This is a genomic window from Dyella koreensis, from assembly GCF_044904565.1.
GTDB lineage: Bacteria > Pseudomonadota > Gammaproteobacteria > Xanthomonadales > Rhodanobacteraceae > Dyella_D > Dyella_D koreensis.
Window position 1 is genome coordinate 675,198 of the sequence record NZ_JADIKD010000012.1, and the last position, 18,752, is coordinate 693,949.

Annotated in this window: 18 protein-coding genes; 6 read left to right on the forward strand and 12 right to left on the reverse strand. The window is 62.4% G+C overall.

The features are described 5' to 3' along the window. Positions 1-45 precede the first annotated feature (45 nt). On the forward strand, positions 46-630 hold the full coding sequence (locus ISS97_RS17890; RefSeq protein WP_379983237.1) for a GNAT family N-acetyltransferase: 585 nt from the start codon (positions 46-48) through the stop codon (positions 628-630). Here the strand turns inward: ISS97_RS17890 and moeB are convergent. The 8 genes from moeB to ndk form a co-directional block, all read right to left on the reverse strand. Next, complete coding sequence (gene moeB, locus ISS97_RS17895) at positions 612-1,775, reverse strand: molybdopterin-synthase adenylyltransferase MoeB (protein ID WP_379983236.1); 1,164 nt, start codon at positions 1,773-1,775, stop codon at positions 612-614. The genes ISS97_RS17890 and moeB overlap by 19 nt on opposite strands. A gap of 55 nt (positions 1,776-1,830) precedes the next feature. After that, the gene (gene der / locus ISS97_RS17900) at positions 1,831-3,231 is read right to left on the reverse strand and encodes a ribosome biogenesis GTPase Der (protein WP_379983235.1); all 1,401 of its coding nucleotides are present in this window, start codon (positions 3,229-3,231) and stop codon (positions 1,831-1,833) included. Between the two features lie 22 nt (positions 3,232-3,253). Then, the gene (gene bamB / locus ISS97_RS17905) at positions 3,254-4,453 is read right to left on the reverse strand and encodes an outer membrane protein assembly factor BamB (RefSeq protein WP_379983737.1); all 1,200 of its coding nucleotides are present in this window, start codon (positions 4,451-4,453) and stop codon (positions 3,254-3,256) included. Positions 4,454-4,476: 23 nt separating this feature from the next. Continuing rightward, complete coding sequence (locus ISS97_RS17910) at positions 4,477-5,127, reverse strand: YfgM family protein (RefSeq protein ID WP_379983234.1); 651 nt, start codon at positions 5,125-5,127, stop codon at positions 4,477-4,479. A 164-nt stretch (positions 5,128-5,291) separates the two neighbouring features. Next, complete coding sequence (locus ISS97_RS17915; RefSeq protein ID WP_379983233.1) at positions 5,292-6,293, reverse strand: RodZ domain-containing protein; 1,002 nt, start codon at positions 6,291-6,293, stop codon at positions 5,292-5,294. Next, positions 6,290-7,069, reverse strand: a complete 780-nt coding sequence (gene pilW, locus ISS97_RS17920) for a type IV pilus biogenesis/stability protein PilW (protein ID WP_379983232.1) — start codon at positions 7,067-7,069, stop codon at positions 6,290-6,292. Before pilW ends, ISS97_RS17915 begins: the two co-directional genes overlap by 4 nt. After that, positions 7,059-8,192, reverse strand: a complete 1,134-nt coding sequence (rlmN, locus tag ISS97_RS17925) for a 23S rRNA (adenine(2503)-C(2))-methyltransferase RlmN (RefSeq protein ID WP_379983231.1) — start codon at positions 8,190-8,192, stop codon at positions 7,059-7,061. Before rlmN ends, pilW begins: the two co-directional genes overlap by 11 nt. An 11-nt stretch (positions 8,193-8,203) precedes the next feature. Then, entirely contained in the window at positions 8,204-8,629 is a 426-nt protein-coding gene (gene ndk / locus ISS97_RS17930; protein ID WP_379983230.1) for a nucleoside-diphosphate kinase, read from the reverse strand. 185 nt (positions 8,630-8,814) lie between these two features. Here ndk and ISS97_RS17935 point away from each other — a divergent pair, with 185 nt between their 5' ends. From ISS97_RS17935 to ISS97_RS17945, 3 genes are all read left to right on the forward strand, one after another. Beyond that, positions 8,815-9,483, forward strand: a complete 669-nt coding sequence (locus ISS97_RS17935; RefSeq protein WP_379983229.1) for a TetR/AcrR family transcriptional regulator — start codon at positions 8,815-8,817, stop codon at positions 9,481-9,483. Between the two features lie 65 nt (positions 9,484-9,548). Continuing rightward, the gene (locus ISS97_RS17940; protein WP_379983228.1) at positions 9,549-11,936 is read left to right on the forward strand and encodes a 3-hydroxyacyl-CoA dehydrogenase/enoyl-CoA hydratase family protein; all 2,388 of its coding nucleotides are present in this window, start codon (positions 9,549-9,551) and stop codon (positions 11,934-11,936) included. A gap of 166 nt (positions 11,937-12,102) precedes the next feature. Beyond that, the gene (locus ISS97_RS17945; protein WP_379983227.1) at positions 12,103-13,308 is read left to right on the forward strand and encodes an acetyl-CoA C-acyltransferase; all 1,206 of its coding nucleotides are present in this window, start codon (positions 12,103-12,105) and stop codon (positions 13,306-13,308) included. Positions 13,309-13,404: 96 nt separating this feature from the next. Here ISS97_RS17945 and ISS97_RS17950 read toward each other — a convergent pair whose 3' ends face one another. After that, positions 13,405-15,225 (reverse strand): alpha/beta hydrolase, encoded by a 1,821-nt coding sequence (locus ISS97_RS17950; protein WP_379983226.1) that lies wholly within the window; start codon positions 15,223-15,225, stop codon positions 13,405-13,407. 128 nt (positions 15,226-15,353) lie between these two features. Here ISS97_RS17950 and ISS97_RS17955 point away from each other — a divergent pair, with 128 nt between their 5' ends. Continuing rightward, entirely contained in the window at positions 15,354-15,557 is a 204-nt protein-coding gene (locus ISS97_RS17955) for a hypothetical protein (RefSeq protein ID WP_379983225.1), read from the forward strand. Between the two features lie 35 nt (positions 15,558-15,592). Here ISS97_RS17955 and ISS97_RS17960 read toward each other — a convergent pair whose 3' ends face one another. Then, the gene (locus ISS97_RS17960; RefSeq protein WP_379983224.1) at positions 15,593-16,228 is read right to left on the reverse strand and encodes a trimeric intracellular cation channel family protein; all 636 of its coding nucleotides are present in this window, start codon (positions 16,226-16,228) and stop codon (positions 15,593-15,595) included. A 137-nt stretch (positions 16,229-16,365) separates the two neighbouring features. Here ISS97_RS17960 and ISS97_RS17965 point away from each other — a divergent pair, with 137 nt between their 5' ends. Next, entirely contained in the window at positions 16,366-17,298 is a 933-nt protein-coding gene (locus ISS97_RS17965; protein ID WP_379983223.1) for an MBL fold metallo-hydrolase, read from the forward strand. A gap of 15 nt (positions 17,299-17,313) precedes the next feature. On the opposite strand, the gene bla is transcribed toward ISS97_RS17965, so the two are convergent. Together bla and ISS97_RS17975 are read right to left on the reverse strand one after the other, a co-directional pair. Continuing rightward, positions 17,314-18,195, reverse strand: coding sequence for a subclass B3 metallo-beta-lactamase (bla, locus tag ISS97_RS17970; protein ID WP_379983222.1), 882 nt, complete (start codon positions 18,193-18,195; stop codon positions 17,314-17,316). A gap of 100 nt (positions 18,196-18,295) precedes the next feature. Further along, positions 18,296-18,751 (reverse strand): GNAT family N-acetyltransferase, encoded by a 456-nt coding sequence (locus tag ISS97_RS17975; RefSeq protein ID WP_404580154.1) that lies wholly within the window; start codon positions 18,749-18,751, stop codon positions 18,296-18,298. Position 18,752: the final 1 nt, after the last annotated feature.

Consider the following 18,752-nt stretch of genomic DNA (forward strand, 5'->3'; position numbering starts at 1 on the left):
ATGCCTATTATCCGGGCTCGTCCATACGCACACAAACGACATCGCATGTCTGGCGAAGAAAATCACTGGCCCTCCTTCCCCCTGCCTGGCACCTCTGTGGTGTTGCGCCCCTGGCAGCCTGGCGATGCCGATGCGTTGTTCGAGGCGGCGAGTGAATCCGTGGAAAGCGTGGGACGTTGGCTGCCCTGGTGCCACGCCGGTTACGCGCGCGAGGAAAGTGAAGCCTGGGTCGCCCATGCCCAGGCCGGCTGGCAACAGGGCGAGCTGTTTGCCTTTGCGCTATTCGACACCGAAAGCCATGCTGTGGTGGGCGGCATGGGGCTCAATCAGTTCGATCGGCAGCACCGTAGCGCCAATCTTGGCTATTGGGTACGCGGCACGCGGCAAGGCAAAGGCTTCGCAGCTCGCGCAGTGCCCATCGTCGCCCGCTTCGGTTTCGAGACGCTGGGCCTGGTGCGCGTGGAGATCGTCTGCGCGGAGCAGAATCTTGCGAGCCGGCGCTGTGCCGAGAAAGCTGGCGCGGTGTATGAGGGCGTGGCCCGGCATCGGCTGGTGATTGGCGACACGCCGGTAGATGCGGCGGTGTATGGGCTGATCCCGCCTGATCTCGCTCAGGTTGCGCAGAGCTGAGCGATATCCTCGTAGCCGGTAAACGCCCCGGTATGCCCGCAACCGGGACATTCAGGATCGCGCGGCAGACGGGTTTCGCGGAAGCGCATGCCCAGCGCGTCGACGTGTAGCAAGCGACCAACCAAGGGCGTGCCGAGATCGAGGATGAGCTTCAAGGCTTCGGTCGCTTGCAGCAGGCCGACCAGGCCGGGAAGTACGCCCAGCACACCCGCTTCGCTGCAATTCGGCGCTTCAGCGGCCGAAGGCGGCTCAGGGAACAGACAGCGGTAACACGGCGAATCGGCGCGGCGCGGATCGAACACGCTGACCTGACCAGTGAAGCGTTCCACCGCCCCGTACACCATGGGCAAGCCAAGGCGTCGCGTTGCCGCGGCTACCAGGTAGCGGGCGGGAAAATTGTCGGCGCCATCGATCACCAGATCGTGCCCTGACAACAGGCGCTCGACGTTGTCGGCGCGCAGGCGCTCTTCGCGCGTTTCGACACGCACCCGCGGGTTCAAGGCAGTCAGGGTCAGGCGAGCGGACTCGGTCTTGGCCATGCCTACGCGGGCATCGGCGTGGATGACTTGGCGATGCAGGTTGGAGCGCTCTACGCGATCGTCGTCGATCAAAGTCAGCTGACCGACGCCGGCCGCGGCGAGATAGAGCGCAGCGGGTGCGCCGAGGCCGCCTGCTCCGAGCAAAGCGATCTTCGCCGCGCCGAGCTTCGCCTGCCCTGCCTCGCCCACCTGAGGCAGGCGCAACTGGCGTGAATAGCGCTCGGCAGCATCGGCATCCAATGCGCCCGTGCTTATCGGTAAGCCTTCGGCTTTCCAGCGGTTAAAGCCACCGGCCACGGAAACCACCTGGCGGTAGCCCAGGCGCTGCAAAGCTTCGGCAGCGAGCAGCGAGCGTTGCCCGCTGCCACACAACGCCAGGATGGCGCGGTCGCGATCCGCTTCGATCTGCTCTATACGCAATTCCAGGAAACCACGTGACAGCCCCAGCGCGCCGGCCGGCATGCCTTCGGCGCGTTCGTTGTCTTCGCGCACATCGATCAGCAGCGCGCCTTGTGCCTGGCGGCTCAAGGCCTCGGCCGGAGATATCTCGGGCACCCGCTGGCGCAGCTCGGCGAGCCAGCTCTCGCGATTGAAGGACTCAGTCATGACGCAAGTTTAGGACGATCCGGGAGCGAACGCCCGGTGCGCCGGAAACGACGGATCAGCGCTTGCGCTTCTTCATCTCGCGGATCATGCGCTGGCGCTTGCGCATCTGGCCTTCGGTCAGCACGTTCTTCTTGCCAGCGTATGGATTTTCGCCGTCGCGGAAATCGATGCGGATCGGCGTGCCTTCCAGACGGAATCGCTTGCGGAAGAAGTTTTCCAGATAACGCCGGTAAGCAGGCGCGATGTGCTTGGTACGGCTGCCGTGGATCACAATGGTCGGCGGGTTGCTGCCACCGGGATGGGCGAAACGCAGCTTGGGCGCATGGCCACGCACCAGCGGAGGCTGATAGCCCTCGTAGGCGCGCTCCAGCGTCTTAGTCAGTTCGGACGAGCCCAGTTCCTTGGTGGCCGACGCATGTGCGCGCACCACGGCGCGCATCAGCTCGCGCAAACCGGAACCGTGCAGCGCAGAAATGAAAACGTTCTTGGCCCAGTCGACAAATTGCAGGCGACGTTCGAGTGCACGCTGGCATTGCTCGCGTTGATACGCGTCCATGCCGTCCCACTTGTTGACGGCGATGACTAGCGCGCGGCCTTCTTCCACGGCGTGACCGATAAGGGTCAAGTCCTGGTCGGCGAGGTTCTCGCGGGCGTCGATCATCACGACGACCACCTGGGCGGCAGCCATCGACTGCAGCGTCTTGATGACGCTGAATTTCTCGACAGCCTCTTCGACGCGCGCCTTGCGGCGCACGCCGGCTGTATCAATCAGGGTATAGCGCTTGCCATCGCGCTCCAGCGGAACGCGGATGGGATCGCGGGTGGTGCCGGCGACCTCGGACACGATCAAACGGTCTTCACCGAGCAGGCGATTGATCAGCGTGGACTTGCCTGCGTTCGGGCGGCCGACGATAGCTACGCGGATGCTGCCCGACTCTTCCGGCGACAGTTCTTCGTGAGCGTCTTCGGGCAGCAGTGGCAGCACCGCAGCGACCAGCTCCTCGGTGCCACGGTTATGCGCGGCAGACAGAGGCAGCGTGGAGGCGAGACCGAAAGCCGCGAACTCGGCGAGTGCATTCTGTTCGTCGAGACCATCGGTTTTGTTGACTGCAGCGATGATCGGCTTGCCGCTGCGGCGCAACTCATCAAGGATGGCGCGATCCTGCGGCAGCAGGCCATCGCGCGCATCGACGACAAACACCAATACCTGGGCTTCTTCGATGGCAAAACGAACCTGTTGCGCAGTAAGCGCATCCAGGCCGTTATCGACGCCAGAGAGACCTCCGGTATCGACCACTACAAACGGTTGTTCACCGGTACGGCACACGCCGTAGTGGCGGTCGCGGGTGACGCCCGGCATATCAGCCACCAGGGCGTCACGGCTGCGCGTCAGCGCGTTGAACAGGGTCGATTTACCGACGTTGGGGCGACCGACCAGAGCGACGACGGGCAGCATGAGAGCGCATAGTTCCTTGCGATCAGTGCGTGCCGAGACGGTAAGCGCCAATGCGGCCCTTCACGTCTTCGACATACACGGTGTCGCCCACTACCAGCGGCTGGGCGCGAATCGCTTTCTTGGACAGGCGCTCGCGCGCGGCGATGGTGCCGTCGCTGCCCTGTAGCCAATGCACATAGCCTTCCATGTCGGCAACCACGATGTAGTTGCTCTGCACGGCCGGCCCGGTGAGCCAGCGGTACTTCAGCGCGTCGCTCTTCCACATGTCGGCACCGCCGTTCTTGTCGAAAGCCCAGACCTGGGACTGGTCATTGACGCCGTAGATCGCGTTGCCGTTGATATCCAGCGAGGTGAAAGTGGAGAACGGACGCGCCCACAACGGACGGCCACTGGGGCCATCCACCGCGGCGAGCGAACCGTGGTAGGCAGCGCCATACAGTGTGCTGCCATCAAGCAGGATGCCGCCGTCGGCATCGTTCAGGCGATCGATCTCGGTGCGGCCTTCGCCGCTGGCGAGATTCTGTTCCCACAGCTTCTCGCCGTTATCCAGGCGCAGCGCGACCAGCTTGCCGTTGTCGCTGCCGAAGAAGATCACGCCGTTGGCGACCAGCAGCGGACCATTACCGCGCAGGCTGAGCAGCGGCACGCTGCCCTGGTCATAAGCCCAGCGGCGCTCGCCGGTGGTGCTGTCGAGACCGTACAGGCGGCCGTCGGCCGTACGGGCGACCACAAGGTTATTGACGATGGCCGGCGACGACAGCACTTCCGAACTGACGGTCGCTTCCCAACGGGGCGAACCATCCTTCGCGTTGATGCCATAGACGTGGCCGTCGAGCGTGCCGATCACCAACAGGTCGCCGGATGCAACCGGGCCGCCGGCATAGAACGCGTCTTTGCGCTTCTTGTCGCCCCAACCGAACCAGCCCTTGGTGCTGGAACTCTTGGACCACAGGGTCTTGCCGCTGGTGGCGTCCATCGCAGCGATCTTGCCGTCCGTGCTGGCGGCGTAGATCACGCCGTCGGCGAAGGCCGGGCGCAGACGCACGCCGCTTTCGCCGGCGCCGTCACCAACGCTACTGGTCCACAGACGAGTGACCTGGGCCGTAGGCTTGAAATTCTTGTCGAGCGGCGTCGGCGGCTGGACGTTTTCTTTCTTGAACGAATGACAGCCGGACAGTGCCACTACCGACGTCAGCGCGAGCAACATGGCCCGCTTCATCATTCCGCGCTTCATAAACCCAGCTTTCATGCACCCTGCTTCCCGGCCACAGCCAGATTGTCGAGTTTCAACTGCAAGGCGCCGCTTTGCGGCGCGCCCTCGCCCAGTGCGGCCTTGGCGGCCTCATAGGCCTTGCGCGCGTCATCCGGGTGACCAAGCTTGACCTGTGCGTCGCCGCGTAGTTCCTGACTCAGGCCCACATAACTCTTGGGATCCATGCGATCGAGCGTCGCGATGGCGTCGGCGGCTTTATCTTGCGCCATCTGCACCTGCGCAATACGCAGCTGCACAAGCGACTTCAGCTCGTTCGCGGGGGCATGGCTCTCGGCCCAGTTCAGGGATACGAGTGCCTTGTCCAACTGCTTGTTGTTGACCTGGCGCACCGCGCGGTCACCGGCAGCGAACACGGCATACGGCGTGTCGGCGTAATCCTTGAGCAGCGCTTCGGTCAGCGCTTCGGCGGTATCCGTCTTGCCGCTGGCCGCTGCATTCTGGATCTGCAGGTAGAGCTGCGAAGCATCGCCCTGATGATTGGCCTTGTGCTGGTTCCACTGCTGCCAGCCAAAGATGCCGACCAGACCGATCGCGACGCCGACGACGATGGACAGGCCATTCTGGCGCAGCCATTTCTGTACGCGTTCACTTTGCTCGTAGTCGTCGTACGCTTCAAATGCCATGCAATCACCCTTCAGGGGAAACGATGCTCGCCGAGGTTCGACCCGGCCGTTCCGTCGCAAACGTTCTATACAAATATGGGGGCAAGCCCGCTTGCCCGCGCACTAGATGCGGGCAAAGGACAAGCATAACCGATTGCAGCCAGCCTGCGGGCTGGCTGCGGGAATCACACGCCAGCCGGCGTAGCCTTGCCGTCGCGCAATTCCACCTTGAAATGCGCGACATTGGCGCGGCGGAAGCCATCGAGAGCGACCGGCTGGCCATCCAGCGTGACTTGCGCCCCGGTGGCATTGCCGATGCGTACCACCAGCGGCTTGTCGCTGCGGTAGGTCTTGCTGGTACCGGCCTGAAGCAGGCCGTACTCAAGCCGTGAACCATCCTGTGCGGTCACTTCGACCCAGCTGGCGCTGGGCAGGCTGAGCACCAGGCTGTGCGCGCCCTCGCCGATCGACTCCGGCTTGGCGTTGTCCTTTGGCGGGGTGTTGTCGCTATTGCCTAGCGACGGGAACGGCGCCATCGACGCCAGCAGCGGCTGCTGATCCTGGTCGGCGGTGGATACGGCCGGCTTGGCTGGAGGCGCCTGCGTATTCCCAGCCAACTCCTGGGAAGGTGCACCCGTGCTGCTGGCGACGGCGGGGGCCGTTTCAGTCTGCGCCACCGGCGCGGCATCGAGTGGGGCCAGATGACTGACATCGCGGTCCAGCGTGCCACGCACGCCTAACCAGATGGTCGGCACCACGATGGCCGCGGTCAGCACCACATACGTGGCGGCGCGAGCATAGCGTTCGAGCAGGTAGCGCGAATGGGAGATGCCACCGGTGGCGACCAGGGTTGGCTCCGCCGGCTTGAGGCGTCCCAGCTCGACCTGGATCGCTGCTTCGTCGACACCGACGTGACGGCCATACTTGGCGAGGTAACCGCCCAGGTAAACCTGGTAATCGATGCCTGCGTAGTCGCCGATCTCGAGCTGGCGCAACACGCGCACCGGGAGACGCAGCGCCTGGCCGCAACTCTCGATATCAAGGCCACGTGCCTCGCGCGCGGCACGCAGACGCGCGCCAAAACTCTCCGGCAACGAGGTCGCGTTATCCACGCTTGCTGCGCTCGCATCGAACAGATCAATTTCACCGGCATCGTGGCCGGTAGGCTGTGACTGCTTGGATGTCATTGGCTTGCGGATGAGTCGATGGCGCGGGCCTGCTCCGAGTCCGGGAACTGGCTTTGCAATCGCCTGCTATAAGTAAGGGCAGCATCCTTGTTGCCCAGACGGGATTCAATATCGTGGCCGAGCTTGAGCCCGGCCGGAGAGGGTTGCCCCAAAGCGTCGTAGCGCTGGATGAAAGCACGCGCACGAAACGCATCGTTCTGTAGATAGAGCGCGTTGGCGAGCTGGTACAGCGCATCCACGTTCTGCGGGTCGAGCGTTAGCGCCTTGCGGAAATCCTCTTCGGCGCCCGCGTTGTCGCCGCTACCGAGCTGGCAGCGTCCAGCATTGGTCCAGGCCAGCGCCGGGGTCTGATAGAACGGATCGGCCACCGCCTTCTGGAAGTACGGCGCCGCCTCGCTCGCCCTGCCCGTCTTGCACAGGAAAGCGCCAAGGTTGTTGTTGGCGTCGCCCTTGGACGGATCCAGCGCTACGGCCTTGCGGTAGTGCTGCTCGGCTTCCGGCAGATTGTTGATGCGCTCGTATAGCACCGCGATCACGGTATGCGCCGGGACATAGTTGGGATCGAACTGCAGCGCCTTGTTGAGCTTGGTCAGTGCACCCTGCAGATCGCCGTTCTGCATATAGGTCTGCGCCAACTCGGTATGCACGCGAGCCCCTTCGAGAGCGTTGTCGCTCTTGCTGGCACGCGGCAACGGGTTGTCAGTACCACCTGTTGTCGTACATGCAGCCAACGATGCGGCAAGACAGCCCGCCAATAGCATCCGTTCAAGCCGCATGACTCGCACCTTCGTCCAGGCGTTTGCGAAATTCGGCCTGGCGACGCGTGCGATCCAGCACCTGCCCCTTCAACTGACCGCAAGCTGCATCGATGTCGTCACCGCGGGTACGGCGCAACATGGTCAGCACATTTGCGTTGAGCAGCTGGGTCTGGAAGGCGCGAATGGTGTCGGCGTCGGAGCGCTCGAAGCGCGTGCCGGGGAATGGGTTGAAGGGAATCAGATTGACCTTGCAGTTCGGCATGCGACGCATCAGCTTGATCAGCTGGCGGGCATGCTCGGGCTGGTCGTTGACGCCCTTCATCAAGGTGTATTCGAACGTGATCGACGTGCGCGGCTTGCGTGCCAGCCAGCGCTGGCAGGACGCCATAAGCTCGGCGATCGGATAACGCTTGTTGAGCGGCACCAGTTCGGTACGCAGTTCGTCGTTCGCGGCGTGCAGCGAGACGGCGAGCGACACGTCGATGGTTTCCGACAACTTGTCGATCATCGGCACCAGGCCGGCGGTGGACAGCGTGACGCGCTTGGATGCCAGGCCGAAGCCCAGATCATCGCGCATCAGGCTCATCGCCTTGGTGACGTTGTCGAAGTTCAGCAGCGGCTCGCCCATTCCCATCATCACCACGTTGGTGATGCGGCGGTTCTGGTGCGTGACGTTGCCGAGATATTTTGCCGCCACCCACATCTGCCCAATGATCTCGGACGTAGCGAGGTTGCGATTGAAGCCTTGCGTCGCGGTGGAGCAGAACTGGCAGTTCAGGCCGCAACCCACCTGCGAAGACACGCACAGCGTGCCGCGGGTCGGCTCGGGGATATACACCGCTTCGACAGCGTTGCCGCCATCCATGCCGAGCAGCCACTTGTGTGTGCCGTCGGCGGCCGCCTTGTCAAACATGGTTTTCGGCGGAGCGATATAACAAGACGCTTCGAGCTTTGCCCGAAGCGCCTTGCCTACGTCCGTCATGTTTTCGAAGTTGTCTTCCAGGTGATGGTAGATCCACTTCATCACCTGCTCGGCGCGATACGGCTTCTCGCCGATCTGCGTGAAGAAATCACGCAGACCCTGGCGATCGAAGTCGAGCAGGTTGACCTTCTCGGGTGGATTGACCACAGCCTGATTCACAACTCGAAACCTCAGCGGGAAAGGACGTCCGTCGCAGCGAAGAAGTACGCGATCTCGACAGCGGCCGTTTCGGCAGCGTCGGAACCGTGCACAGCGTTCGCGTCGATGGAATCAGCAAAGTCGGCGCGGATGGTGCCCGGCGCGGCTTCCTTCGGATTGGTGGCACCCATCAGATCGCGATGCTTGAGCACGGCGTTATCGCCTTCCAGCGTCTGGATCATCACCGGACCCGAGATCATGAACTCGACCAGCGCATTGAAGAACGGACGCTCGCGGTGCACAGCGTAGAAGCCTTCGGCTTCCTTGCGCGACAACTGCTTCATCTTGGCGGCGATGACCTTGAGGCCAGCCTTTTCGAAACGAGCGTAGATTTCGCCGATCACGTTCTTGGCAACAGCGTCGGGCTTGATGATGGAAAGGGTGCGCTCCAGCGCCATGGTAGGTCTGCTCCGGGAAAACTGGTATTTGAGTGGGCGGCCTGACAACTAGCCAGCAAATTAGGCCAAATCCAGCAAGGAATCGCGGATTTAGCTCACGAAAGTCTGACAGATTCTAACTGATACGCAAGCCAGGCGCGCGGGTGTTGTAAACGATCGTTTGACTCTTGGGATTTGTCCCACGTATGCTCAAACGATCGTTTGACTCCTGTTCGAGCCACCCGGGGACCGCCCACTTGCACAGCGCGCCACATTCGACCAAGGAACGCATCCTCAGCTCCGCCGAGGAACTCTTCGCCAGGCACGGTTTTGATGGTGCCTCGCTGCGCCAGCTTACGGCCGCCGCCGGGGTCAACCTGGCCGCAGTGAACTACCACTTCGGCTCCAAGGACCGCCTCATCGAAGAGGTCTTCCGCCGCCGCCTGGACGAGCTCAACGGCCGCCGCATGGCCGCCCTGAACCGTATCGCCGGCCAGGAGGAGACCACCCTGGAAGACGTGCTGGCCGCCTTTATCAAGCCCGCACTGGACCTCTCGCACGATGGCAACGGCTCCCTCTTCATGCGTGTGCTGGCCCGGGCCTTTGCCGAGCACGACGACACCCTGCGCAAGTTCCTGTCCGAGAACTATGGCCATGTGATGCGCCAGTTCACCGCCGAATTCGCTCGCCTGCTGCCCCACCTGAGCAAGGAGGAGCTGTACTGGCGCGTGGACCTAGTCACCGGCGCCCTGACTCACGCCATGTCCGGCTTCGGCATGATCCAGCGCAAAAGCGATGTCACGGAACACACGCATCGTGAGCAGACCGCGGCACACCTGATCCGCTTTGCCGCCGCCGGCCTCAGCCATCCCTGAATTCATGCCGGCCGGCAACGGCCAAACCCTACGACTCACCCTGTGTTTGATCTTCGGAGAAGCCAATGACCGCTGCACCGCTTCCTACATCAACGCTGCGTATCCGCAAGGCCGCGGTTCTCGGCGCCGGCGTCATGGGCGCGCAGATCGCTGCGCACCTGACCAACGCCAACGTCGAAACCGTGTTGTTCGATCTGCCTGCGAAGGAAGGCCCGAAGAGCGGCATCGCGCTCAAGGCCATCGACAACCTCAAGAAGCTCTCTCCTGCCCCGCTGGCTGACAGCACCCGAGCCGCGGCGATCATCCCGGCCAACTACGACGATGACCTGGAGCATCTGAAGGACGTCGACCTGGTGATCGAGGCGATCGCCGAACGGATGGACTGGAAGCTGGATCTCTACAAGAAGATCGCGCCGTTCGTTTCTCCCACCGCCGTGCTCGCCAGCAACACCTCGGGCCTGTCGATCAACGGCCTGGCCGAGGCGTTGCCGGAAGAAATGCGCCATCGCTTCACCGGCGTGCACTTCTTCAATCCGCCGCGCTATATGCATCTGGTCGAACTGATTCCGACCAAGCTCACCGACAAGACCGTGCTCGAAGGCCTCGAAGCCTTCCTCACCACTACCGTCGGCAAGGGCGTGGTCTACGCCAAGGACACGCCGAACTTCATCGGCAACCGCATCGGCGTGTTCTCGATGCTGGCCACCATGTACCACACCGAACAGTTCAAGCTCGGCTTCGACACCGTCGATGCGCTGACCGGCCCGGCCGTGGGCCGTCCGAAGAGTGCGACCTACCGCACCGCTGACGTGGTCGGCCTGGACACCATGGCGCACGTGATCAAGACCATGGCCGATACGTTGGCCGACGATCCGTGGCACGAATACTTCAAGGCGCCGGCATGGCTGCAGGGCCTGATCGACCAGGGCGCGCTGGGCCAGAAGACCGGTGCGGGTTTCTACCGTAAGGCCGGCAAGGACATCGTGGTGCTCGATGTCGCCAAGCGCGACTACCGCGTGTCCGAGCAGAAGGCGTCGGACGAAGTGTCTGCCATCCTCGCTATCAAGGATCCGGCCGAGAAGTTCGGCAAGCTGCGCGCGTCGAACGACCCGCAAGCGCAGTTCCTGTGGGCTACCTTCCGCGACCTGTTCCACTACACCGCCTATCACCTCGCCGACATCGCCGACACCGCGCGCGACGTCGACTTCGCCATCCGCTGGGGCTACGGCTGGAAGCTCGGCCCGTTCGAGACCTGGCAGGCTGCCGGCTGGCAGCAAGTGGCGGGCTGGATCGCCGAAGACATCGCCGCCGGCAAGGCCATGAGCAAGGCACCGCTGCCGGCATGGGTCACCGATGGTCGCACCGGTGTGCACAGCAAGGCCGGTTCGTACTCGGCCAGCGCTAACGCTGACAAGCCGCGTTCGCAGCATCCGGTCTACCAGCGTCAGTTGTTCCCCGATCCGATCCTGGGCGAGAAGTTCGACCAGGGCACCACGGTGTGGGAGAACGACGGCGTACGCCTGTGGACGCTCGGCGATGACGGCGTCGGCATCATCTCGTTCAAGACCAAGATGAACACGGTCAACGATCAGGTACTCGACGGCGTCCAGCAAGCCATCGACGTGGCTGAGCAGAAGCTCAAGGCCGTGGTGATCTGGCAGACCGGCGAACCGTTCTCCGCTGGCGCGGATCTCAAGGGCGCGCTCGGCCTGCTGCAAGCTGGCAAGCTCGACGACTTCGAGAAGATGGTCGCTAACTTCCAGCACACCAGCATGCGCATCAAGCACTCGCTGGTGCCAGTGGTGTCTGCTGTGCGTGGTCTCGCCCTCGGTGGTGGCTGCGAATTCCAGATGCATTCGGCGCGTACTGTCGCCGCGCTGGAAAGCTATATCGGTCTGGTCGAAGCCGGCGTGGGTTTGCTCCCGGCCGGTGGCGGCCTGCATGAGCTGGCCGTGCGTGCCGCGCAGTCCAACCCGTCCGATCCGTTCGAAGCATTGAAGAAGGTATTCGAGACCGTGGCGATGGCCAAAGTCTCCGGCAGCGCACTCGAAGCCAAGCAGCTGGGCCTGCTGCGCGACAGCGACGTCGTCGTGTTCAACGCCTATGAATTGCTCTACGTCGCCAAGCAGGTGGCGCGCGCGCTGGCGGAGAGCGGCTACCGCCCGCCACTGCCTGCCCGCGCCATCCCGGTGGCCGGCGATGTCGGCACCGCTACCTTCCGCGCTTCGCTTGCCAATCTCCAGGCCGGCTACTTCGCTTCCGAACACGACGTCGCGATCGCCACCCGCATCGCGGACACGCTGTGCGGCGGTTCGATCGAGCGCGGCTCGCTGGTGGACGAGGAATGGCTGCTCGCGCTGGAACGCAAGCACTTCGTGGAACTGGCGCAGACGGAAAAGACGCAGGCGCGCATTGCCCACACCATGACCACCGGCAAGCCGCTGAGGAACTAAGGGTTCGTCATCCCGGCGTAGGCCGGGATCCAGTAGCGACAACCCAACACTGAGTGACTGGATGACCAGCTTGCGCTGTTGAAGAGCCACTCCGGCCTTCGCCGGAATGACGATCAAAAACTGAAGTGCGTCGCCGCGAACCGCGCGACGCCACGGAGCAAAGACCATGACCAAGCAAGTGCAAGACGCCTACATCGTCGCCGCCACCCGCACCCCGGTCGGCAAGGCGCCGCGCGGCGTATTCCGCAACACCCGTCCTGACGACATGCTCGCCCACGTGATCCGTGCCGTAATGGCGCAGGCGCCGGGCATCGATCCGCACCGCATCGGCGACGCCATCATCGGCTGCGCCATGCCCGAGGCCGAGCAGGGCATGAATGTGGCGCGCATCGGCGTGCTACTGGCCGGCCTGCCCGACACCGTGCCGGGCGTCACCATCAACCGCTTCTGCTCCTCCGGTGTGCAGGCCATCGCCATGGCCGCCGACCGCATCCGCCTGGGTGAAGCCGATCTGATGATCGCCGGCGGCACCGAGAGCATGAGCATGGTGCCGATGATGGGCAACAAGATTGCCATGAACCCGGGCATCTTTGACAACGAGCACATCGGCATCGCCTACGGCATGGGTATCACCGCCGAGAACGTCGCCACGCAGTGGAAGATCTCGCGCGAAGAGCAGGACGCCTTCTCGGCGCAGAGTCACGAACGTGCCCTCGCCGCCATCAAGGCCGGCGAGTTCAAGGACGAGATCACTCCGTTCCAGCTCGACGACCACTATCCCGACCTCGCCACGCGCGGCATCAAGACGGATAGCCGTCTGATCGATACCGACGAAGGTCCGCGTCCGGGCAGCACGGTGGAAGTGCTCGGCAAACTCAAGCCGGTGTTCCGCAACGGCCAGTTCGGCGGCAGCGTCACCGCCGGCAACTCCTCGCAGACCTCCGACGGTGCCGGCGCGCTGCTGCTGGCCAGCGAAGCTGCCATCAAGGAATACAACCTGACGCCGCTCGCCCGCTTCGTCGGCTTCTCCGTCGCCGGCGTGCGTCCCGACATCATGGGCATCGGTCCGAAGGAAGCGATTCCGAAGGCGCTCAAGCAGGCCGGCATGACCCAGGACCAGCTCGACTGGATCGAACTCAACGAAGCCTTCGCCGCGCAGTCGCTCGCGGTGATCAAGGACCTCGGCCTCGACACGAGCAAGGTCAACCCGCTCGGCGGCGCCATCGCCCTCGGCCACCCGCTCGGCGCCACCGGGGCGATCCGCGCCGCCACACTGATCCACGGCATGCGCCGTCGCAAGCAGAAGTACGGCATGGTGACGATGTGTATCGGTACGGGTATGGGCGCCGCCGGTATTTTCGAAGCGCTCTGATCATCAGCATCATCGAAAACAAGAACGGCGCCGTAGCGATACGGCGCCGTTCCTTTGGCTGGACACACAAGCCAGGTAGCGCCCCAGCGATAGTGTCTACTTGAACACACCCCAGTGGTTCGACGTATTTATCGTCTCCTGGAGCTTCCCCCGAACTGTATCGGCCCATGTGGGATCGGCATACATGGATGCATTTCGTTGACCATTTGACGTGCAAACCGTCTCCGGGGCAGGCAGCGTCCGGTTAATGAAATACTCTCCGATAAGCTTGGACGCGCACTCATTGCCTTTGGCGATGACGCCATGCCCAACGCCATCTTCTATCGTCACCAGCGATGAGTTGCGGATGGCGTAGTGTAGTGACCTCGCTCCCGACAATGGGGTAAGCGGGTCGTACTGCAATTGAAGCATCAACGTGGGAGGAAGCCTGCTCAACATGTCCTGCGTAGGCTTATGAGCCGAATATTGATCGGACCAGTAGATGCACGGATTTCCCGTAACATCCTCGGTATCCACCGCTAGCGAAGGCGACGAAAGCAGGCTTCCCAGCGAAGCCCAATATTGCGGGTAAGTATTGCCTAGAGGTGCGTCGTTGCAGGACACAGCATTGTAAACCGACGAAGATACATCCAGGTTCAATGGCTGATCGTCAACGTCACTGAAATACTCATTGACCATGCCTCTGGCACGAAATCGGGCCGTGCCATTTGCCTCGTAGTCATTGCTGAATACGTGCTGGCGGACGAGCGAAAGCATCGTACTTTTATCAATACCAGGATTTTCCTTCAACAACGCCGCCACGCCCTGAGCGGCGGTTAGCGCCAACCCAGGGTTGGAAGTTGCCGACAATAGATCGCCAATATTGCTGTTGCGGACAATCCTCCGGACCTTTGGCGGCAGCGAAGCCATCAGCTGGCCGATATGGGAAGGATTGCTACCGAGATGGTAGTAATCGGGCCTGCTGATGATCTCCGGAATCAGCTTTAGATCCACCACGCTCTGAATGGACCGTATTTGATTCACCAGCGCCACATCGAACGACCTGGTGAAATCCATGCTGCTGTCCAGAACCAAACGATCGGTGTGCCCCGGAAATAATATCGCGTACCACGCACCCATCCAGGTGCCATAAGAAGTGCCGTAGAAATTGATGCACTCCTCTTTCAAGGCCTGGCGTATGACGTCAATATCACGCACTGTGCGCTCGGTATTTACATAAGCGGCCTGTGCGCGCGACACCCCTTGGCAGCCATTTGCAATCACTCGCGCCTTATCCTGCATACGCACGATATTGGCACTGCTGCGATCATCCGGATCAATGAAATCCGGGATCGTCTGGTCACTATGACAATTCAGTGCATAGTCGCCCGGCCCACTCACTTCCGCAGTATCACCACTACCGACAAGCGCTTCGGAGGTGCCGGTTCCCCTGGGGAGAAAACCAACAATGTCGTAGTCCTCTGTAATCTGTTTCAACAACGCTCCGGCTGGATTGTTGGGATCACCTGCACTCCAAAATCCGAAAACGTCTTGCGCAAACGTCAAACCCGTAAGCGCCCCGGGCCCACCAGGATTAACCACGATCACACCACGGTGACGATCACTCCGTGACGCCGCGATCTTGATCACACTGACTTGCATTGTTCCTGCATCGGGGTGGTCATAGTCGACGGGGACAGCCACCTTCCCGCATAACATCCGGTCGCCAAGCTCGAACCAGTTGTAGGTGTATTTCTCGCACGACTCCCACGCGATGCTCGGCACAGCAACGAGACCGATCGAATTCGCGCCATCGTAATGCCCTTCGTTGCTGGCACGAGCAGCTATGCTTTCGGGTATATCCGCTGCACAAGAAGCCGGCGACGTCAGAGAAAGCGCCGCCGCCATGGCTAGACCAAAGATCCGTTGATTCTGCATAACACTCCATCGAATGCACTACACCAAGTCAACATTCTTCGTCATGGCACAGTCGCGCGTCCATTGGACATATCCGGAAATCAAAGAACTAGGACGCACTCTGTTTCCATTTGCGCCGCGCCTGGACGGTGAGCAGCAAGGAAGGCGTGCTTAGTTATGTCACCAAGGCAGGTGGCCTTGCTAACCGGCTTGAGCCCATCGCAAAAGATGTCTTCATGGGCAGTGACGACGAACGGAATCTGCTGATCTTCCATCGCGATGAACATGGCAAGGTCAATGCGCTCATCGAACGCCGCAAGTTCAACGATCTGCGCCTGACCAGGGATACATGACGCCACGCCACCGCGAGAGTGGCCGCAGGCACGGTTCAGACCGGCGGATCTTCCATGCCGGAATGGCGTGACACGGGAAGATGCCAACCGTGCCGGATGGCCATAAAGCGCAGTCCAAAACAAAGCGCAGCGCCGGTCAGCGTAGTCGCCACGAGCGGCACATGAAACTGCTCGCCCAGCACGACCACAGCGGCACCCGCCAGCGCGGCCACGGCATACAGATCCGCGCGCAACACCGTGGGTATCTGCGTTACCAGCACGTCGCGCAGAATGCCACCGCCCACGCCGCTGAGCATGCCAAGCAAGGCGGCCATGACCGGATTAAGTCCGTGCGCCAACGCCTTTTGCGCGCCGGCGACCGCGAATAATGCCAGGCCCGCCGCATCGGACATCTGCACCGGATTGCGCCAGCGTTGAATGTTCGAATAGCGGTAAAACGTGACCATACCGGCTAATACGGAGACACCGAGATAACGCCAGTCGGCGATCGCCGCCGGTGGGGTGGCGCCGATGAGCAGATCGCGCGTGATGCCGCCGGCGTTGCCGGCCGCGAACGACAACACCAGCACGCCGAACAGATCCAGTTTGCGTCGAACACCGGTCACTGCGCCGCTGAGCGCGAACACAAAGGTGCCGATGAGATCGAGCACCAGCAGAAGCATGTGAGTCATGGGTTTCCCGCCCGTTGCGCCGCAGACGCATCTCTATCGCCCGCTCCGCACGCGGTCAATAGGGTCGACCATGGTGGAAGTGCCCTGCCTCATCCCTCTTGCTACCTTTGCGGCTCCGGAATCAGGACGAGACGGATATGACATCCCTTCACGGCATCCACACCATCGACACCGGCTTCGTGCGGCCACGCTTTGACGCCGCCTATCTTGTGGTGGAGAACGGGCATGGCGCCTTTATCGACTGCGGCACCAACCATGCGGTGCCGCGCATGCTCGATGCCCTCGCCGCCGCCGGCCTGGAGCCGGCACAGGTCGACTGGCTGATCCTCACCCATGTACACCTCGACCATGCCGGCGGCGCCGGTGAACTGGCGGCCACGCTGCCGCAGGCCAAGGTCGTGGTGCATCCGCGTGGCGCCCGCCACATGATCGACCCAACGCAACTATGGGCTGGCGCCAGCGCCGTCTACGGCGAAGCCGTGATGGAGCAGACCTATGGCCGCCTGCGCCCGATCCCGGCGGAACGGGTGATCACTGCGCCGGAGGGCCACGTAGTGGATCTGCAAGGCCGCGCGCTGCGCTGCCTGGATACGCCGGGCCACGCCATGCACCATCTCAGCGTCTATGACGAGAAAGCCAATGTCTGCTTCACCGGGGACACCTTCGGCCTCTCCTACCGGGAGTTCGATACCGCCAAGGGCCCGTTCATCGTACCGACCAGTTCGCCGGTACAGTTCGATCCCAGCGCGCTGCACGACTCGATCCGCCGCCTGGTCGCTCTGCACCCGCAGGCGATGTACCTCACTCATTACGATCAAGTGCGCGATGTCGAGAAACTGGCCGACGACCTGCATGCCCAGATCGATGTGATGACCGAACTGGCGCTGGTCGCTTATCGCAAACCCGATCGCCACGACTGGCTCAAACACGCGCTCACCGATCTCTACGCCGAACGCGCCGCCGACCACGGCTGGAACGGCAGCCGCCAGGCGCTCATCGATATCCTTGGCATGGATATTGAACTGAACGCCCAGGGCCTCGAGGTATGGCTGGATCGCCAGCACCAGTAACCGTACGGTGGGCGATCAATGCTTGCCCTGCTGCTCCTGCTGCAGGCGCTTGTCCAGCTTGACGCCACCAGCGGCCGCGTAGGCTTTGCAGGCTTTCGAATCCACTAGTGGATTCGGCTGTTTGCCTTGATCGCGCAGCGCGACCTTGTCTAGAAAATCGCTGGCATCGGGATGCGGGGTGATCAGGATGTCGCAGGGCAAGCTGGCGACATTGGCAAACGTCTGGCGGAAATCCTGCTCGCGATGCGGATGTTCCGCATTGTTGCTGTAGCGATAGGCGTCATTGCTGAAAGCCGTGATGCTATCGGCATACACCATATGCAGGCAGCGCTCCGCCTCGCAGGATTCCCAGGTCCAGCTGGTGCTGCCCGGCGTATGCCCGGGGGTGTAATGCGCCTGCACCACGATATCGCCGACACGGACCTGTCCACCGTCCGCCACCACGCCCACCTTGGCCACCGGCGGAAACCTTGGCGCTTCGCCATATTGCGGATCCTCGGGATCATTGCCGCCCAACCTCAACGCCTTGGCGCCGGCTTCGCTGGCTGTTACCGCCGCGCCGCTCGCAGCCGCCAGCGCCGCGATGGCTCCCGCGTGATCGGCGTGCGCATGCGAATTGAGTATCTGTTTGACGTCCTTCACCCGGAAACCAAGCGCTTCGATATTCGCTTCGATCTGGCGGGCGTTTTCCGGCAAGGTCCCGTCGATCAGCACATGGCCTTGCGGCGACGTGATCAGGATGGCGCCGAGACCGTGAGTGCCTACGTACCAGCTATTGCCGTAAATGCGGAACGGCTTCTGCGGTTGCGTCCACGCGGGGTCCTGTCCTGCATATACCCCTGGCGCGCACAATGCAGCCGCTCCGCCCAGCCATGCCCAGAGCACAAACTTCTTCATAAAGACCCCTTTGCTTGGTAGAGATGGACATGATGAACATCCCTGCCCGGCCATGCATGGCACAACGCGGGCGCAGAGCGGCCGCGTACGGGGCTTTACATCAACTCACGGCGTCCAGGGTCTTGGCATAGACGTGCTGGGTCTTGCGAAGCATATAACCCTGCCTGCGATAGAACTCATGTGAGGCATCGCGCAACACATTGGAGCGCACTACCAGCGTGGCGAAGCCCAGAGCATGCGCCCATGCCTCCGCATCATCGACCAGCGTGCGCCCTACACCCTGGCGACGTGCCTGCTCACTCACCACCAGGCCGACGATCTCCGCGCGCTCACCCGATTCCAGCGTCATCCGGCATTCCACGGCGATCCAGCCAAGCAGAGTACCCGCAGCCTCCACCACGCTGATGCGGTGGACCGGGTCGTCGAGCAATGCCGTCAGCCGCGTCACGATCTCGGCCGCCGAAGCGGGATAACCGAGTTCGCCAGACAGGCGAGCGATTTCGCTCGCATCATCCAGGCGCGCCCCGCGCAACATGCTCATATCAGGCAGGCTCATC

Bases quoted from the DNA above. Each gene is read 5' to 3' on its own strand.
- ISS97_RS17935 (WP_379983229.1), top strand. From the start codon at position 8,815: ATGCTCAAACGATCGTTTGACTCCTGTTCGAGCCACCCGGGGACCGCC.
- ISS97_RS17960 (WP_379983224.1), bottom strand. From the start codon at position 16,228: ATGACTCACATGCTTCTGCTGGTGCTCGATCTCATCGGCACCTTTGTG.
- ISS97_RS17950 (WP_379983226.1), bottom strand. From the start codon at position 15,225: ATGCAGAATCAACGGATCTTTGGTCTAGCCATGGCGGCGGCGCTTTCT.
- pilW (WP_379983232.1), bottom strand. From the start codon at position 7,069: ATGCGGCTTGAACGGATGCTATTGGCGGGCTGTCTTGCCGCATCGTTG.
- moeB (WP_379983236.1), bottom strand. From the start codon at position 1,775: ATGACTGAGTCCTTCAATCGCGAGAGCTGGCTCGCCGAGCTGCGCCAG.
- ISS97_RS17945 (WP_379983227.1), top strand. From the start codon at position 12,103: ATGACCAAGCAAGTGCAAGACGCCTACATCGTCGCCGCCACCCGCACC.
- ISS97_RS17975 (WP_404580154.1), bottom strand. From the start codon at position 18,751: ATGAGCCTGCCTGATATGAGCATGTTGCGCGGGGCGCGCCTGGATGAT.
- ISS97_RS17910 (WP_379983234.1), bottom strand. From the start codon at position 5,127: ATGGCATTTGAAGCGTACGACGACTACGAGCAAAGTGAACGCGTACAG.
- ndk (WP_379983230.1), bottom strand. From the start codon at position 8,629: ATGGCGCTGGAGCGCACCCTTTCCATCATCAAGCCCGACGCTGTTGCC.
- ISS97_RS17940 (WP_379983228.1), top strand. From the start codon at position 9,549: ATGACCGCTGCACCGCTTCCTACATCAACGCTGCGTATCCGCAAGGCC.
- der (WP_379983235.1), bottom strand. From the start codon at position 3,231: ATGCTGCCCGTCGTCGCTCTGGTCGGTCGCCCCAACGTCGGTAAATCG.
- bla (WP_379983222.1), bottom strand. From the start codon at position 18,195: ATGAAGAAGTTTGTGCTCTGGGCATGGCTGGGCGGAGCGGCTGCATTG.
- ISS97_RS17915 (WP_379983233.1), bottom strand. From the start codon at position 6,293: ATGACATCCAAGCAGTCACAGCCTACCGGCCACGATGCCGGTGAAATT.
- bamB (WP_379983737.1), bottom strand. From the start codon at position 4,453: ATGATGAAGCGGGCCATGTTGCTCGCGCTGACGTCGGTAGTGGCACTG.
- ISS97_RS17890 (WP_379983237.1), top strand. From the start codon at position 46: ATGTCTGGCGAAGAAAATCACTGGCCCTCCTTCCCCCTGCCTGGCACC.
- ISS97_RS17965 (WP_379983223.1), top strand. From the start codon at position 16,366: ATGACATCCCTTCACGGCATCCACACCATCGACACCGGCTTCGTGCGG.